Here is a 16,013-nt window from a genome sequence, read left to right as displayed (position 1 = left end):
GGGCACGGCTATCGAAAGGCAGTCAGGCGTCGGAAAACTGGAGCGGGCGACGGGAATCGAACCCGTATCATCAGCTTGGAAGGCTGAGGTCTTACCATTACACAACGCCCGCTCAACAATTCAGAGGAGTATTTCATGCACTGGGCCGGGTCAAGCGCAACGTCAGCGAACGGCCCAGACCTGCCGTTCGGCATACCGGCGAAGTTTGACTGCTTTCCGTCCATCTCCTAAAGGACGTCGCCATGCAAACACGTTCGGTTCTATGTACCAGAACCTGATTAACGGTCTTCCTTTGTGCGGACATCTCTTGATCGTGCTATCGTGTTCGTCAGGAGGGTCTCATGGTTGAGCGTCATCATGTCGAGGAAATTGCGCAGGTTCTGGACGGTCACGCGTCTGGTCGAGACGGTTACGTGGATGCCTCCTGGCGTCGTTGCGTCGAGCTCTATGGAATGGACCCAACTCGCAGTGATCCAGCCCATATTGTAACGGACACGGAGTTTCGCATTCACCGCGATCAGGCTGATTGGATGATCGGCGCGGCGCGCTCCAGCCTGCAAAGCCTGTTTCGTCAGGTCACAGGACAGAACTACGTTCTGTTGTTGACTGATGCACAAGGCGTCTGTGTCGATTTTTTCGGCGACGATCTGTTTGTCGACGAGTTGCGCAACGCAGGTCTTTACCTCGGCTCGAACTGGTCCGAAGATATTGCTGGCACCTGCGGTGTCGGCGCTTGCATCTTCACCGGAGAGCCGGTGACCGTGCATCAGGACGATCACTTTGGAAACGCGCACACGGGGCTGTCATGTACCGCAGCGCCGATCTACGACAGCCTCGGGCAACTCGCGGCAGTGCTGGATATCTCTCTGCTGCGCTCTCCGGCCCCGAAAAGTAGCCAGAACCTTGCCATGTCCCTGGTTACGGCGGCCGCCAGGCGGGTCGAAATGGCGAATCTCATGGCAGCCAGCCGTCGCGAGTGGGTGCTGAGGTTTTCCTCCAGCCCCGAATTCCTCGACGTCGACCCGGAAGCGGCCGTATCACTCGATGGGTCAGGTCGGGTGATCGGGGCCACGCGCGCCGCAACACGGATGCTGTCGCGTGGCAAGAGCCTTATCGGTGAAAGGATCGACAGTCTTCTTGGATTGAACGTCGATGACCTGCCTGACCTGATGCGAGATCGCCCCACTGAAGAAAGAGTCGTGGCTTTGGGAGACGGAGGCGCCGTGTTCGGCCATGCTATATCGCCACAGGCTCCGCGCAGGGCGCACATGGGAGCGGAGGCTTCGGAAAAACGTGCGCTAAGCGGTTTCCATGCAACTCTGGCTGGAAGCGATCCAACCTTGATCCGGCTTTTGTCGCAGGCGGACCGGCTCGCGCCGACGCAGGTGCCGTTGCTCATCTGCGGCGAAAGCGGCAGTGGCAAGACCAAGCTGGCCCGTGCCATTCACATGGCATCTCGACGCGGTCGTTTCGTTGCCATTGATTGTGCCGGAACGCACCCCGAAGAGATGCGTGACGCGCTTGCTGGACAGTCGGGACCGGGCACGTTGCTGCTGCGCCGAATTGAGGATTTGCAGCCAGACACCGCAAGGGCTCTGGCGGGCCTTTTGGATGCGCATTCGGATTTGCGCCCGATTTCGACCACCGCATTCTCGCCGTCTGACCTGATGACGCAGGAGATCATGCCATCTGCTCTTTATTTCCGCCTGTCCGGCGCCGCGCTGGAACTGCCGCCTCTGCGCGAAAGGCAGGACCTTGGCTGGTTGATTGACCGCCTGCTTGGGCGGCGCCGCGGCGGAGAAATGCGCCTGACGCCTTCGGCGCGGGCCGAACTGACTGCGCGCACCTGGCCAGGCAACCTGCGCGAACTTGGCAATGTACTGGATGTGGCCTGCGCAATGGCGGAAACCAACGTGATCGATCTGCCCGACCTACCTCCGGCCCCGCAGTCTCGCGCTCACGAGCAGGATCTGGAGGCGGTTCTGGACGCCTGTAACTGGAACATGGCCCGTGCCGCACGTCGATTGGGGGTGAACCGGTCAACGGTTCTGCGCCGCATCCGAAAAGAAGGGTTGCGCGCGCCCGACTGAGATGTTGCGCCTTGTTGCGTGTGCAACATGCTGGAGCGCGGCGATCACATATAGGGCGACATGTGCCGGATTTCCGTGGAATGGCCGCAGGTGCTTTCGCCACTCTGCCCTCATCACATTGCTGATGAGGAGGAACCGCAATGCTCGATTCGACAGTCACCTTACAGGTGCAAGAGGTGCTCGACAGCCTGAACGCTGCCTTGGAGGAAGGCGACGTGCAGGCAGCAAGCGCTCTGTTTGCCACCGACAGTTACTGGCGCGACCTGGTCGCCGTGACCTGGAACCTCAAGACGGTAGAAGGGCCGTCTGGCGTGCAGGACATGCTGACGGCGCAATTGAAACACACCAAGCCGCACGCTTTCGCTATTCAGGAAAGCGAAGCTCCCGGCGAGGATGGCGGTGTCGTCACCGCATGGATCACTTTTGAAACCGCCGTGGGCCGCGGTTGGGGCCTGATGCGCCTGAAGGATGGGCGAATCTGGACACTGTTGACCGCGCTGCAGGAATTGAAAGGCTTCGAGGAAAACAGCGGCAAGCGCCGCCCTATGGGCGCGGAACACGGCGCAGCCAAGAACCGCAAGTCGTGGAAGGAAAAGCGCGAAGCCGAAGCTGCCGAGCTTGGATATTCCGAGCAGCCATATACCGTGATTGTCGGTGGTGGGCAGGGCGGCATCGCCCTTGGCGCACGCCTGCGCCAACTCGGCGTACCGGCCATCGTTCTCGACAAGCACGACCGGCCCGGCGACCAGTGGCGGTCACGCTACAAGTCGCTCTGCCTGCATGACCCGGTCTGGTACGATCACTTGCCTTACATCAAGTTCCCCGAAAACTGGCCGGTCTTCACGCCCAAGGACAAGGTGGGCGACTGGCTGGAGATGTACACCAAGGTCATGGAGCTGAACTATTGGACCCGCTCCGAGGTGCAAAAGGCCAGCTATAACGAGGCCGCCGGCACCTGGACCGTCACCGTCAACCGCGACGGCGAAGAAATCACCTTGCATCCGACCCAGCTGGTGCTGGCCACGGGCATGTCCGGCAAGCCCAACATGCCGAACTTTCCCGGCATGGACAGCTTCACGGGCACGATCCAGCATAGTTCGCAGCACGAAGGCCCGGATGCCTGGAGTGGCAAGAAAGTGGTCGTCGTCGGGTCGAACAACTCGGCGCACGACATCTGTGCCGCGCTCTGGGAAGCAGATGCCGATGTCACGATGGTCCAGCGCTCGTCTACTCATATCGTGCGCTCCGATACCTTGATGGATATCGGCCTCGGCGCGCTCTACTCCGAGGAGGCGGTGGCCAACGGCGTGACGACCGAGAAGGCCGACATGATCTTTGCCTCCCTGCCATACCGGATCATGCATGAATTCCAGATCCCGCTCTATGACCAGATGCGCGAGCGGGATGCCGAGTTCTATGCCGGGCTCGAGAAAGCCGGATTTGATCTCGATTGGGGCGATGACGGGTCCGGCCTGTTCATGAAATACCTGCGCCGCGGCTCGGGATACTACATCGATGTGGGCGCCAGCCAGTTGATCATTGATGGCGACGTAAAGCTGGTGAAAGGCCAGGTGGAACGCTTTGACGCGACCGGTGTCGTGCTGTCGGATGGCACGCATCTGGACGCCGACCTGGTGGTCATGGCGACAGGATATGGCTCGATGAACGGCTGGGCCGCGGACCTGATCAGCCAGGACGTTGCAGACAAGGTTGGCAAGGTTTGGGGGCTCGGCTCCGACACCACCAAGGACCCCGGCCCGTGGGAAGGCGAGCAGCGCAACATGTGGAAGCCGACCCAGCAGGAAAACCTTTGGTTCCATGGCGGCAATCTGCACCAGTCTCGCCATTATTCCTTGTACCTTGCGTTGCAACTGAAGGCGCGGATGGAAGGCATCGCCACCCCTGTCTACGGCCTGCAAGAGGTGCATCACCTGTCGTGATACCGAGAACGGGCAGCGCCCGAGGATGCGCACCCAGGCGCCCGGCATCTACCTCCCGCCGGGCGCCCCCCCCTGACTGACATTGGAGAAAAGACATGAAAGCAGCGCGTTGGCATGGCGTGAAGGATATTCGCGTCGAAGACACCCCCGAACCAAAACCGGGCAAGGGCGAAGTGAAGGTAAAGGTCGCATGGACCGGGATCTGCGGTAGCGACCTGCACGAGTATCTCGCCGGGCCAATATTCGTGCCCGTGGATGAAGACCACCCCCTGAGCCACGACAAGGCGCCGATAACCATGGGACACGAATATTGTGGTACCGTGGCGGAGCTGGGCGACGGCGTCACCGACCTTGCGGTGGGCGAGCGCGTCGCCATCGAACCGATCTTTGCCTGCGGAGAGTGCGCCGCTTGCCTGGAAGGCAAGTACAACTTGTGTGACAGCCTCGGTTTTGTCGGCCTGTCCGGCGGGCACGGTGGTTTTGCAACCTACAGCGTTGTCCCCGCCCGCATGGTGCACAAGATGCCTCAGGGGCTTTCCATGGAACAAGGTGCGCTCGTCGAGCCTGCTGCCGTCGCCCTGCACGCCGTGCGCCTTTCAAAGATCAAGGCGGGCGATAAGGCCGCGGTCTTCGGAGCGGGTCCAATCGGACTTCTGGTTGTGGAGTCGCTGCGCGTTGCAGGCGCGTCGGAGATTCACGTCGTGGAGCCCTCCGAGGTGCGGCGGCAAAAGGCGCTGGATCTCGGCGCGACGTCGGCGATCGATCCAACCGCGATGGACGCTGTCGCGGAGGTTCGAGAGGCTACGGGTGGGGTTCACGTTGCCTTCGAGGTAACCGGCGTGCCTCAGGTTCTGCCGCAATGCATCGACGCGACCCGCCACGAGGGACAGGTTCTTGTCGTGTCGATCTGGGAACAGGAGGCGTCCTTCCAGCCCAACACTGTCGTGCTCAAGGAGAGACAGTTGAAGGGCACCATCGCCTATCGCAATGTCTACCCGGCGGTCATGGCGCTTATGACGCAAGGGCACTTCAGCGCCGATCAACTGGTAACCAAGCGGATCCCTTTGGACGAGATCGTCGCAGAAGGCTTCGAAGCGCTTGCGGCGGAAAAGTCTCATGTGAAAATCCTGGTCGAAGCACCCGACTGACGTCCCGCTGCATCGGAAATCCGGCCGCCCCGATAACACGCCGCGGCCGGAGCCCCTTATAGGCGCAGCATGAAGGATCCAAGCGCTTCTGGGGTACACCCTTACGAAATGCGAGGAAACCCGGATTTCCACACTCGACCCGTACCGTAGGCGAAAGTACGAGTTCATGCGCCGTCCTGCGAGACCGCGCCCTTTCGCCTAAGGTACACTGCCGCGCAGTGCTGCCTGTCGTCACCAAAACAGCGGAGGTCAGCGTTTCACTATTCCCGCGTGAGTGGCATAAACGGCCCTAAGCAGTCATTCCCTTCAGTCCATGATGGTGTCTGCAAAGTAGATTTTTGTAGTCCAGATATAACCAAATAAGATCTCGGTCTGACGGACGCTCCGAAATCGGGCGCCCTTGCGGCCAAGCTTCACCAAGAAGGCAGGCGCATTGTTCCTGTCTGACGTCGGTAATTGCCTCCAGTCCACTTTAGAATGCTGTGGCGCACCTATTTCCGATACAGATAGATGGGTGAGCTCCACGCTTGGAAGCCATCCTCGGTCGTCACCCGCACCCAGACAGGCGTGTCGCCGGTCTCGCTGATTTTTACGGATTTGGTTGCTATCACGCTACGTTCGAGTGGCGCGTCAGGAAGCCGTTGGATCGTGATCTTCTTCCCAAGACCACCGGCGTCAAACACCGAAGGTGCGAAGCCGACTTCTTTCAGGGCGACATCGAGCATTCGCTGGTTTGTGGAAATATTCAGCCTGCCTGTCCGGCTGTCTGCCAAATACGCGTCGAACCCCATGAAATTGCCAGTCGTAACGCCGTTCCATACCACGCTCTGGCTGCCGCGCTGGTCCAGAATCGTTTCCGGGTTCCAAGTGTTTATCGTGGTCAGGTCACGGATGCGGGCCTGGTCGAACTGAGCTCGTCCGGTCCATCGGACGTCTCGGCCACGCCCCCTGTACTCCGCCCCTGACCACGTTACACGAATGCGCTCTCCAAGGTCATCTGGACTGTAGGTTTGCAGTCTTTCAATGACTTCGTCAGCGTCGCGCAACTCGACTTCCAGGATGCCGGCATGCGCCTCGACTCGAATATCTATGTCAACGGTCTCGTCCGTGACACGCACGATGTCGCCCATCATTGCATTGCGGACGTTGTCCGGCACGACGTCCGGCGATGACAACGGATTTCGCCGGAACAATGCTGCATCGTTCTCAAAGCGAGCGGATACGGCCAAGTGCATCCGGCATCCTGTCGTACCGTAATGATGGCGGCGTCTCTGGGCCTCCATGATTGACCCGCGGTCGTTCCGGTCCGTCAGGAAACAGGTCAGGCCGCCATAGGCACCAAATCGAGATGCCCCCGGATAGCTCGCGCCCGGCCGTCCCTTGTGACCGTCACTGTTGCAGACGACTCCGACCCGGCGGCGCATCCGGAAACCGTCGGTGAGCACCCATTCGAACGTGCCCCAGGCGGAATGCATTTCGACCGCCGTTTCGATCCGTGGGTCATGATCGTAATGGATGTTGCAAAACCGGCCGCCAACATGGGCATAGACCGTCGCGTCTTCGTCCTTCAGTTTGGCAAAGAGGTCCGTCAGCGTGTTCGCATCATCGGACATTTCGGACCGGTCTTCGAGTAGCGCATGCGAGCAGCGATAGATCGGCCGGCCTTCGGTGGCGTAGAACACGTTGTGGTCGCCCCCGACCGCGGTGTTGCCGGACCACTCGTAGCCGGGAAACACCGTAAATCTGCCGGGCTCGTTCACCTTGGCCGTCAGGTCGTTCAGCTTGTGCCAGAACGTTTGGTTGATCTGGAAGTCATTGGCCTGATGGGCGCAAACGTCCAGGAACGCCTTGTTGCGGGCGAAGTCGAAATAGCTTTCGATCGAATTCACACCGACGGTTTCGCCGGTCTGGCCGTGCAGGTCGCCCCAGTAGCCCGAAAGGCCCGCGTCACTCACCACCATGGGCCCGGCTTCGCAGGCCAACATGTCGTCGACAAAGATCCTCAGTCGAAGCGTCCCCGTTTCGTTGACCGTCAGGTCGTCGAAAATCATGGACCGGTCGGATGGCACATAGTCGAAGCTCTCGGGCAGGCCGTCGACCGGAATGCTGGTTTCGATCCTAACCCTGCCCGAAGCCTGATCCGTGGGATTCCCCCATTTGTCTTCGCACTTCAGTCCAAAGCGAAACCCCTCACCGACCTGTCGCAGCGACGGCAATACGGCCCGCCAGTTGCTGCCCGGCCCCGGATGAACGCCGATGGCAAACTGGTCCGGCAAGGGGAGGAAATTCCCGGTGGCCTGAACATCGGTCATTACCCTCAGTTCGTAACCCTCTTCGACGAATGTCTGCATGAGCATCCCGGGAGACCCCTTCGAGGTGTCTCCGAACGTCAGCGTGATCTGGTCGCCTTCGCTGAGATATCCGCCGTTAAGCTGCGCGGTGACGGTCAGGATCCAGGGGCGTGCACCTTCGGGGCCGATTCGCAGGCTGATTTCACCGTTGCCGCTAAATTCCGCCGATACGTAGTTTTCCGCGGTCGGGTCGGTGGCCTGTGGCTTTCCAGCATCCGTGATCATGCGAAAGGCCACTCGGACGGCGCCGGTATCGTCAAGGCCAAGGCGCCCGACCGTATAGTGGATATGATACGTCTGAAAAGTGCGAACCTCAACGATTTCAGGGGCTTCTAAGACGGCCGAGCCATAGATTGACGAGTCGTCGCCCGGCCAAACCGAAGGGCCGTTCGCACCGACGAAACGCGTCGGAACGGGTGCTGCTTTCTTAGGCAAGGTCATGAGATTTGCTCCTTGAAGTAGAACTGATCGATCTATCCATATTGCTTTATAGCAATTTTATATTAAACTACAGAGCACATTCAAGCAATCAAGCAAGTCAACACGGAGGCCCCATGAAACTATTCTCACGCCGCGGAGCGATCCTTGCTCTCGCAATGACAGCCGGACTCGCGACGGGCACGGCGGTAGCCGCTGCCGACTATCCGTCGAAGCCGATCACGATGGTGATCCCGTACCGGGCCGGTGGAAGCACTGAAACAATGGGCCGCATATTCGCCGATGCGCTTGGCGCGGAGCTGGGGACCAAGGTCGTCGTCAAGACGCGGCCCGGGGCGGGCGGTGCCGTCGGCGCGACCGAAGTCGCGGCTTCGGACCCTGACGGTTACACGATCATGTTCGCCGCCTCGTCCTCACTGCTTTGGCCGCCGTTGACGCAGGATGTCGAATTCGACCTCGACAGCTTCCAGTATGTCGCCAAGGTCACAGAGTATCAGCAGGCCATCGTGACCAGGGCCGATGCGCCATACGAAACACTGGATGAGCTGATCACCGAAGCGAGCGACCAGAAGCTCAACTTCGCGGATCAAAGCCCCATGTCCCGCGCCTATATCAACTATATCGCCAAGGAACGGGGCGTGGAGTTTACGGGGATCCCCACCAAAGGCGGTGGCGAGATGGTCCCCTTCCTGCTTGGCGGCAAGGTCGATTTCGCGTGGAGTGGTGGCGTTCACAACCGCTACGGCGACAAGATCAAGGTATTGCTTTCCATGAACGCCCAACGGTTGCTGGCCAGCCCTGATATTACCTCGATCGGTGAGACTTTCGGCGTTTCAATGCCTTCGCAGGCGGTTATCGTCGCACCGACAGGTATACCGGCGGATGTCATCGCCACGCTCGAAACGGCTATAGAGGCGGCAACAAAGAATGACGAACTGGTCGACATGGTGACCAACAAGCTGATGTTCCCGGTCGCTTATCTCGGCGCCGAGGCCATCACGGCCGAAATCGACGAAACGGCAGCCGGCCTGCAAGCTGTCGTGGCGGCAACCCAGTGAAGACGGCACTCCATAAGGGTGCGGAGACCAGACGCATCAATGTAGTGGCGGGAATTCTGCTCGCCGCCACGTCACTGGCCTGCATTCTCTGGCTTATCCCGGGCCAGGTCTCTTCCGAGACAACGCCCGGGGATCTGCCGCCGACCGTGATCCCCTACCTGTCGGCGGGTGTGGTGTTTCTGCTGGCTGTCGGTCTGATCCTGCAGACGCTTGTTCGCGACACCGGGGAAGAGCTGCCAGTGCCATCGAAAAGCGTGCTGTCCGACGTTCTGTTTGCTTCGGCGGCCACGGGGGTGATCCTTCTGGCATTCTACACGGCGGGTTTCCTCGCATTGGCCATTCCGTTGACGGCCGTCACCATGGTCTTTTCCGGCGGTCGCAATCGGCTCGTGGTCGCGCTCGTTTCGGTCCTTTTCCCTTTGATGGTCTGGCTTGGGGCGCGCTTCATTTTCGGCGTCTACCTGCCCTGAGGCGACCAGGAGGCTTTTGATGATCGAGAACCTCGTCACCGGCTTCGCAGCGGCCTTCACGCTGACCAACCTGCTGTTCATCGCGGCGGGGATCCTGCTGGGCATCGTGATCGGTGCCTTGCCCGGCCTTGGCAGTGTCACGGCGCTCGCGGTTCTCATTCCCCTGACATACTACATGTCGCCGATTTCCGCGATTGCCTTCCTCGTGGGCATCAACAAGGGCGGCACGTCCGGCGGCGCGGTTCCGGCCATACTCCTGAATTCTCCGGGAACGCCGGAAGCGGCTGCCACCGCGCTTGACGGCAACCCGATGGCACGGCGCGGAGAGCCGGTTCGCGCCATGAAGTTCGCTCTGTACTCTTCCGTCACCGGCGACATGATTTCCGATGTCCTGCTGATCGTACTGGTGGTGCCTTTCGCGGCCATCGCACTCCAGTTCGGCCCGCTGGAATACACGGCTGTCCTGCTTTTTGCGTTCGCGCTGCTGTCCGGTGTTTCCGGTGACAATCCTTTGAAAGCCCTGATCGCGATCTTCGCGGGGATCTTCCTGTCCACCATCGGCCTGGACCCGATCGACAGTTCCCCCAGAATGACCTTCGGCAACATCAATCTCTACGACGGCCTTCCACTGACGGCCTTGGCGATCGGGTCGCTTGCACTCGCGTCGGTCGTCGAACAGATTTTCGATATGCGCCGAGAGGGCGTCGACAGCGGCTATATCAACCAGGGCGCCCGCGAGAACAGGGCGCTCCCGGTTCGCGAGTTCCTTACCTATTGGAAAACGATTCTGCGCTCGTCGATGATCGGTTCCCTCGTTGGGATGCTGCCCGGTCTCGGAGTGACGCTTGCGGCATTTCTCAGCTATGGACAAGCAAAGCGCGCTTCGAAGAAGCCGGACAGTTTCGGAACCGGAAACCCCGAGGGCATTGTCGCGACCGAAGCCGCCAACAGTGCGGTGGTAGGTTCGAATCTTGTTCCGACGATTGCGCTGGGAATTCCGGGAAACATCGCGGCGGCGCTTCTGATCGGCGCCTTCATCATCCACGGGATCGTGCCCGGACCGTTCATGCTGACCATGCACGGTGACGTGATCTACGCACTTTTCGCGTCCATGATCATTGCCAATTTCGTTCATCTGGGTCTCGGACGCATGGGCATTTCGGTCTGGGGCCATGTTGCACGTCTGCCGAAATGGGCTGTGCTTCCGCCCATTCTGACGCTTTGCATCGCGGGTGTGTATTTGCCGGGGCAGTCGGGTTTCGACGTGGCCGTCATGCTTGTCTTTGCCGTCGTAGGTCTGGCGATGCGCCGGACCGGCTTTCCGATCGTCTGTCTGGTCATTGGTTTCCTGCTTGGCGACATGTTCGAAACGTCACTGCGGCAGGCTATGCTACTCTACAGTTCAACCCCGGGCGCTGTATTCCGCAGCCCGATCGCGATTGGCTTTTTCGGTCTTGCAGTATTCATACTGGGCCGGGCTGTAGTGCGAAAATGAAAGATACTGGCATGCAACAGGACGCAAAACAGCTGATCAGCGACTTTGCCCGGAAACACCTCGACGACCCTTCCTGCAAGAAGCGGTCGGCAGTGCGGCTGGCAATCATCGAGGCAATCCGCTCCGGCGTTGCGCAGCCCGGCGACCCCCTCCCGACGGAGCGCGAGCTTGTGGATCTGTGCGGCGTCAGTCTCGGCACGGTGCAGGCCGCCCTGCAGCAACTCACTCAAATGGACCTGATCGAACGAAAGCGAGGGTCCGGTACCTCGGTAAAGAACAACCAGTCGATCGGCGATCAGGTCTGGCATTTCAGGTTCCAATCCGTCAGCACCCAAGAAAGCCTGAAGGTTCTGGCGGCCAATGTGCAGATACAGGAAACATCGGATCAGGGCGAATGGTCCGAGTTTCTGGGTCGTAGTGACACGTACCTCCGCATAGACCGGGAACTACAGTTGAGCGAGGGCCTGTCGTCCTATGCGCGGATGTATGTGCATCCAAAGACAGCGCCCGGCCTGCTGGAACGAACCTCTGGAAGCCTAACCGTGGTGAATATTCGCGCCTTCCTGAAGGAGGAGTTCGGCGTCAATACCACGAGTGTGAAGCACGACGTACTGGTCGTCGATGCAAGCGACATACCCTTCGATGTGGCGCCCGAGTTCAAAGCGGTCGGATGGTACGAGATCACCGCAAGAACTCAGAGCCCGGATGCGATGCCGGTCTATTTCCAGAAAGTCTACGCGCCGGTCACGGCGTGCAAACTGACATTCGGAAAGTTGATCGGATGAGCAGGTGGGCAGAACGACCGCGAGCCAAGGGCTGCACACCGGATCTCAAGGAGCGGCGCAGATGATCGCCCGGGCCATCTCCGACGCCGTCGGGCGCTTCTCGGTCCCCTGCCTGCTGATCGGTTTGCTTTTCTTTGCCGCGTCCCTGACGCCTTCCCTGATACCGCGCGGCCCAATGGTTCAAGGCATCCTCGGCGGCCTCGTTACGGCGATCGGGTACTTTACCGGCCAGATCGTCGGGTTCTTGTGGCACGCAGCGGACATGCCTCGCCTGACGGGACGCGCCGCCCGAAACCTCAAATGGATTGCATCTTTCTGCACTTTGGCAATTTTCGTGTGGGTTCTGGGGTCAAGCCTGACATGGCAGAACGCGCTACGTGAGAAAATGGGCGTGGAGCCGGCGGACGCGCTCCATCTTTGGCAGATACTTTTCATCGCGATTGCCGTTTTCGCCGCCGCCTTCACATTGGGGCGTCTGGTGGCGTCTTTGTTCCGACTGATCCGCGCAAGGTTCTACCGGGTGATGCCGCCGCGTCGAGCCAATGTTATTGGGCTGATAGCTGTCTTTGCGCTTCTCTTCTTCGTCACGCGCGACGGAATTTTCGACCATGTCGTTTCCGGCCTCGATGAAAGCTACGAGGCGGCGCAGGCGCTCTTTGACAATGCCCCGCCACCACCCTCCGACCCACGGATGACCGGAAGCGCCGGCTCGCTGATAGATTGGGCCGCCATTGGCGAGCCCGGCCGCAACTTCATCACCTCGGGCCCCGATGCCGCCGCCATCTCGGCCTTCATGGGACGACCGGCAAAGGATCCGATCCGCGTTTACGTGGGTCGGGCAAACGGCGAGACGCCGCGCGCCCGGGCTGAACTGGCGCTCGCGGAACTCAAGCGCCAAGGGGCCTTTGATCGCGCTGTGCTGGTCGTGGCCAGTCCGACAGGGACCGGTTGGATGGATCCCGGTTCACACGACCCGGTGGAGTATATGCATGACGGCGACATCGCGACGGTCGCCGCGCAGTATTCCTACCTGCAGTCACCGCTGGCCCTAATACTTGAGACCGATACCGGATTGGAACAGGCGACGGCGTTGCAGGATGTGGTCCACGGCTACTGGAAGACGCTGCCTGCCGATGCGCGCCCGCGCCTTTACGTGCACGGCCTCAGTCTCGGGGCCTGGTCGTCGATGCATGCGACCAACCTCTTCCGACTGATGGACGACCCGATTGACGGCGCCTTCTGGGCAGGCCCGCCGTTTCCCTCGGCATTCTGGAATTACGTGCAGCGGCAACGAGAGCCGGGCAGCCCCTGGGTTCTGCCAAAAATCGGGGACGGGTCGCTGGTGCGCTACGCCTCGCACACGGCGGATGCATCGAGGACCGAGGCCGGTTGGGGGCGGATGCGCATCGTCTTTCTGCAATATTCCAGCGATCCGGTCGTGTTCTACGATCCTTATTCGCTCTGGCGTGCGCCGCCCTGGATGCGCGACCCGCCTGCCGAAGACATGTCGGAACATTTCGTCTTCGTGCCGGTGGTGACGCAGTTCCAGCTGGCGCTGGACATGGCCTTGTCCTTCGGGTCCCCGCCCGGGCATGGCCACGCCTATTATGCGCAAGACTACATCGCGCCCTGGGTCGAGGTAACCGCTCCTCAAGGGTGGACGCAGGCCGACACCAAGCGGCTTGAGGCGCATTGCGACAACGGCTTTCAGGCAGGGTGTTCCAATGCAATTCGTTGAGCCGCACGCCTGCCCACACTTCGGCACGCCGCACCGCATTCCCGGACCATCGGGCCAGCGGCGCGGAACAAATAAGCGCCGCGCCCGGAAATCAGGTTTAGGCGCCCCCGCCCCCTCTTGCTTATCATTGCGCAAAAACATCCTATGGTTGTTGCATGGTCAGCAAGAATCCTTCTTCATTTCTTCACAAGGAGTTCTTTGAAATGTGTATGTCATGCTGCGAAAGCATCGAAAGTGGAATTGAGCCGATCAACCCGTGCCTGTGCGGGGCCCCTGAAACACAGGCGGCCATGGATCGGATCGAAGCCGACCTGAAACGCCGGAGGCTGTTGGGCGGCATCGCGGCGGTTGTCGGCATGTTCGCGGGGTTCGGCCTTACGCCAACCGACCTGCGCGCGCAGACACCCGGCCGACCGACGCTGCTGACCAACTTGCGGTTCTTTGATGGGACCACCCTTCAGATGCAGACAGGCCGGGACATTCTTGTCGAGGGCGGGCGTATCACCGGCTTGCCAGCCACCGGGGCGGGCCCGGAGGACGCGACCGTGATCGACTGTGGCGGACGCGCCGTCACGCCGGGCCTGATAGATTGTCACTGGCACGCCACCCTTGTCGGCATCAGCAAGCTGGCGGCGCTGACGCAGGATATCGGGTGGGTTCACCTGATGGCCGGGCGAGAGGCCGGGGCGACGCTGATGCGCGGGTTTACCACGATACGCGACACCGGCGGGCCGGTCTTCGGCCTGAAAATGGCGATCGACCAAGGCGCCGTGACCGGCCCGCGCATCTTCCCCTCCGGCGCGATGCTTTCGCAGACCTCGGGCCACGGCGACTTCCGCTTGCTGAATACTCTGCCCAAGACGAGCGGCGATACGCTCGACTACACCGAAAGCGCAGGCGTCGCCGCCATCGCAGACGGTCGTACCGAAGTTCTGAGGAAGACCCGCGAACAACTGATGCAGGGTGCCAGCCAGATCAAGATAATGGCGGGCGGCGGCGTGGCGTCGCCATACGATCCGCTGGATACGACACAATATACGCTCGACGAAATGAAAGCGGCGGTCGAGGCGGCGGCGGACTGGGGCACCTATGTCTGCGCTCACGTCTATACGCCAAAGGCCATCCAGCGCTGCCTCGAAGCTGGTGTGCGCTCGATCGAACACGGCCAACTGGCGGATGATGCGGCGATCCGCGCCATGGCCGACGCCGGCGCCTGGTGGAGCATTCAACCATTCCTCGCCGACGAGGACGCGAACCAATACTCCGATCCGGCAGCCCAGGCCAAGCAGCAGGAGGTCGCACAGGGAACGGTCAGGGCATTCGAGGCGGGCCGCGCCGAAGGCGTCAACATGGCGTTCGGTACCGATGTGCTTCTCAATCCGGGGGGCGCGGCCTCGCAAGGGCGTCAGCTTGCCAAGCTGGCAAGGTTCATGTCGCCTCTCGAGGCCCTCCATATGGCCACGGGCGCGGCAGGGGAACTGCTCGCCCTGTCGGGTGAGCGCTCACCCTACACTGGTGCGCTCGGGGTTATCGCCGAAGGGGCGCTGGCCGACATACTCGTTTGGGATGGCGATCCCGAAACCGCTCTCGATTTCCTCGACGATCCCGAAAACAACCTGCGCCTTGTCATGAAGGGCGGGCGTGTCTTCAAGGAGACGCTGTGATGTTCTTCAATCTGTTCAAAAATTTGCGCCCCCTTGCCGCCGCGGCCTGTCTTGCCAGTGCGGCGCTGACTCCCGGCGCGGTGCAAGCGGGGTCGTCTGACTGGGCCGGCCAGGTCACGCTCTACGGTTGGGGCGCGAGCGTGTCTGGCGATTTCAGACCGTTTCCGGGCGCGCCGCAGCTCTCCTTCGACCGGTCTTTCTCGGATGTCCTCAAGGACTCGGACGGTGCCTTTTTCATGACGGCCCTGGCGCGCCGGGGTGAACTCGTCTTTTTTGGCGACCTTACCTACTCTTCGTCGTCGCGAAGCGGTCGGGTGCCGCCCGGCATCCCGGCCTCCGGCAAGCTGACGATGCGGTCGGCCACCCTGGCGGCGGGCAAACGCTTCCAGGCCGACCCACGAACGACGCTCGACCTGCTCGGCGGCGCCCGGTTCTGGAGTATTGATGGCTCGGTGTCCGTGCCACTGGCCGGTGTCAGCGTGGCGCCAGAGGCCAACTTCACGGATCCGATCGTCGCGCTGCGGACGAACACGCAACTGTCTCCCCGCTGGTCCCTGCTGGCCTACGTGGACGCAGGCGGGTTCGGCGTCGGGTCGGACGCGACGTGGCAAGCGGCGGTGACCGCGAACTACAAGGTCAGCGACCACTTCTACCTGTCCGGCGGATGGCGGCACCTCTTTGTTGATTACAACGACAACGGTGCCAACTTCGAGGGCAGCATGAGCGGCCCGATCATTGGCGCGACCTACCGCTTCTGAGCCTTTTTTCGAACCCAGGCTTGTCGCTGTCTACAGAGGGAATAGTCGCGGGCCTTTTCCATTTGAGAACTGAACATG

Annotated in this window: 11 protein-coding genes and 1 tRNA gene; 10 read left to right on the top strand and 2 right to left on the bottom strand. The window is 61.0% G+C overall.

Annotated features, from left to right (window positions below):
- Positions 1-38 precede the first annotated feature (38 nt).
- Positions 39-112, bottom strand: a tRNA-Gly gene (locus C2I35_RS05525).
- Between the two features lie 229 nt (positions 113-341).
- Between C2I35_RS05525 and C2I35_RS05520 the strand changes: the two genes are divergently transcribed.
- The 3 genes from C2I35_RS05520 to C2I35_RS05510 all read left to right on the top strand — a co-directional run bounded on the left by C2I35_RS05520 (position 342) and on the right by C2I35_RS05510 (position 5,178).
- Positions 342-2,090, top strand: coding sequence for a sigma-54-dependent Fis family transcriptional regulator (locus C2I35_RS05520; RefSeq protein ID WP_103762046.1), 1,749 nt, complete (start codon positions 342-344; stop codon positions 2,088-2,090).
- A gap of 140 nt (positions 2,091-2,230) precedes the next feature.
- Entirely contained in the window at positions 2,231-4,030 is a 1,800-nt protein-coding gene (locus C2I35_RS05515; protein WP_103762045.1) for an NAD(P)/FAD-dependent oxidoreductase, read from the top strand.
- A gap of 95 nt (positions 4,031-4,125) precedes the next feature.
- Entirely contained in the window at positions 4,126-5,178 is a 1,053-nt protein-coding gene (locus C2I35_RS05510; RefSeq protein WP_103762044.1) for a 2,3-butanediol dehydrogenase, read from the top strand.
- 491 nt (positions 5,179-5,669) lie between these two features.
- On the opposite strand, the gene C2I35_RS05505 is transcribed toward C2I35_RS05510, so the two are convergent.
- On the bottom strand, positions 5,670-7,970 hold the full coding sequence (locus C2I35_RS05505) for a DUF3604 domain-containing protein (protein WP_146049974.1): 2,301 nt from the start codon (positions 7,968-7,970) through the stop codon (positions 5,670-5,672).
- A 113-nt stretch (positions 7,971-8,083) separates the two neighbouring features.
- On the opposite strand from C2I35_RS05505, the gene C2I35_RS05500 reads away from it, so the two are divergent.
- From C2I35_RS05500 to C2I35_RS05470, 7 genes are all read left to right on the top strand, one after another.
- Positions 8,084-9,025 (top strand): Bug family tripartite tricarboxylate transporter substrate binding protein, encoded by a 942-nt coding sequence (locus tag C2I35_RS05500; RefSeq protein WP_103762042.1) that lies wholly within the window; start codon positions 8,084-8,086, stop codon positions 9,023-9,025.
- A gap of 44 nt (positions 9,026-9,069) precedes the next feature.
- Positions 9,070-9,495, top strand: a complete 426-nt coding sequence (locus C2I35_RS05495; protein ID WP_103762041.1) for a tripartite tricarboxylate transporter TctB family protein — start codon at positions 9,070-9,072, stop codon at positions 9,493-9,495.
- Between the two features lie 19 nt (positions 9,496-9,514).
- Positions 9,515-10,990, top strand: coding sequence for a tripartite tricarboxylate transporter permease (locus tag C2I35_RS05490; protein WP_103762040.1), 1,476 nt, complete (start codon positions 9,515-9,517; stop codon positions 10,988-10,990).
- A gap of 11 nt (positions 10,991-11,001) precedes the next feature.
- Complete coding sequence (locus tag C2I35_RS05485) at positions 11,002-11,775, top strand: GntR family transcriptional regulator (protein ID WP_170067129.1); 774 nt, start codon at positions 11,002-11,004, stop codon at positions 11,773-11,775.
- Positions 11,776-11,836: 61 nt separating this feature from the next.
- The gene (locus C2I35_RS05480) at positions 11,837-13,513 is read left to right on the top strand and encodes an alpha/beta hydrolase (protein WP_103762038.1); all 1,677 of its coding nucleotides are present in this window, start codon (positions 11,837-11,839) and stop codon (positions 13,511-13,513) included.
- A gap of 290 nt (positions 13,514-13,803) precedes the next feature.
- Positions 13,804-15,177, top strand: a complete 1,374-nt coding sequence (locus C2I35_RS05475; protein WP_245890414.1) for a metal-dependent hydrolase family protein — start codon at positions 13,804-13,806, stop codon at positions 15,175-15,177.
- On the top strand, positions 15,177-15,935 hold the full coding sequence (locus C2I35_RS05470; RefSeq protein WP_245890413.1) for a hypothetical protein: 759 nt from the start codon (positions 15,177-15,179) through the stop codon (positions 15,933-15,935). The genes C2I35_RS05475 and C2I35_RS05470 overlap by 1 nt, the downstream gene beginning before the upstream one ends.
- The last annotated feature ends 78 nt before the right edge of the window (positions 15,936-16,013 follow it).

The organism is Roseovarius confluentis, assembly GCF_002917925.1.
GTDB classification, from domain to species: Bacteria; Pseudomonadota; Alphaproteobacteria; order Rhodobacterales; family Rhodobacteraceae; genus Roseovarius; species Roseovarius confluentis.
This window is presented reverse-complemented; position numbering and strand designations above follow the sequence as displayed.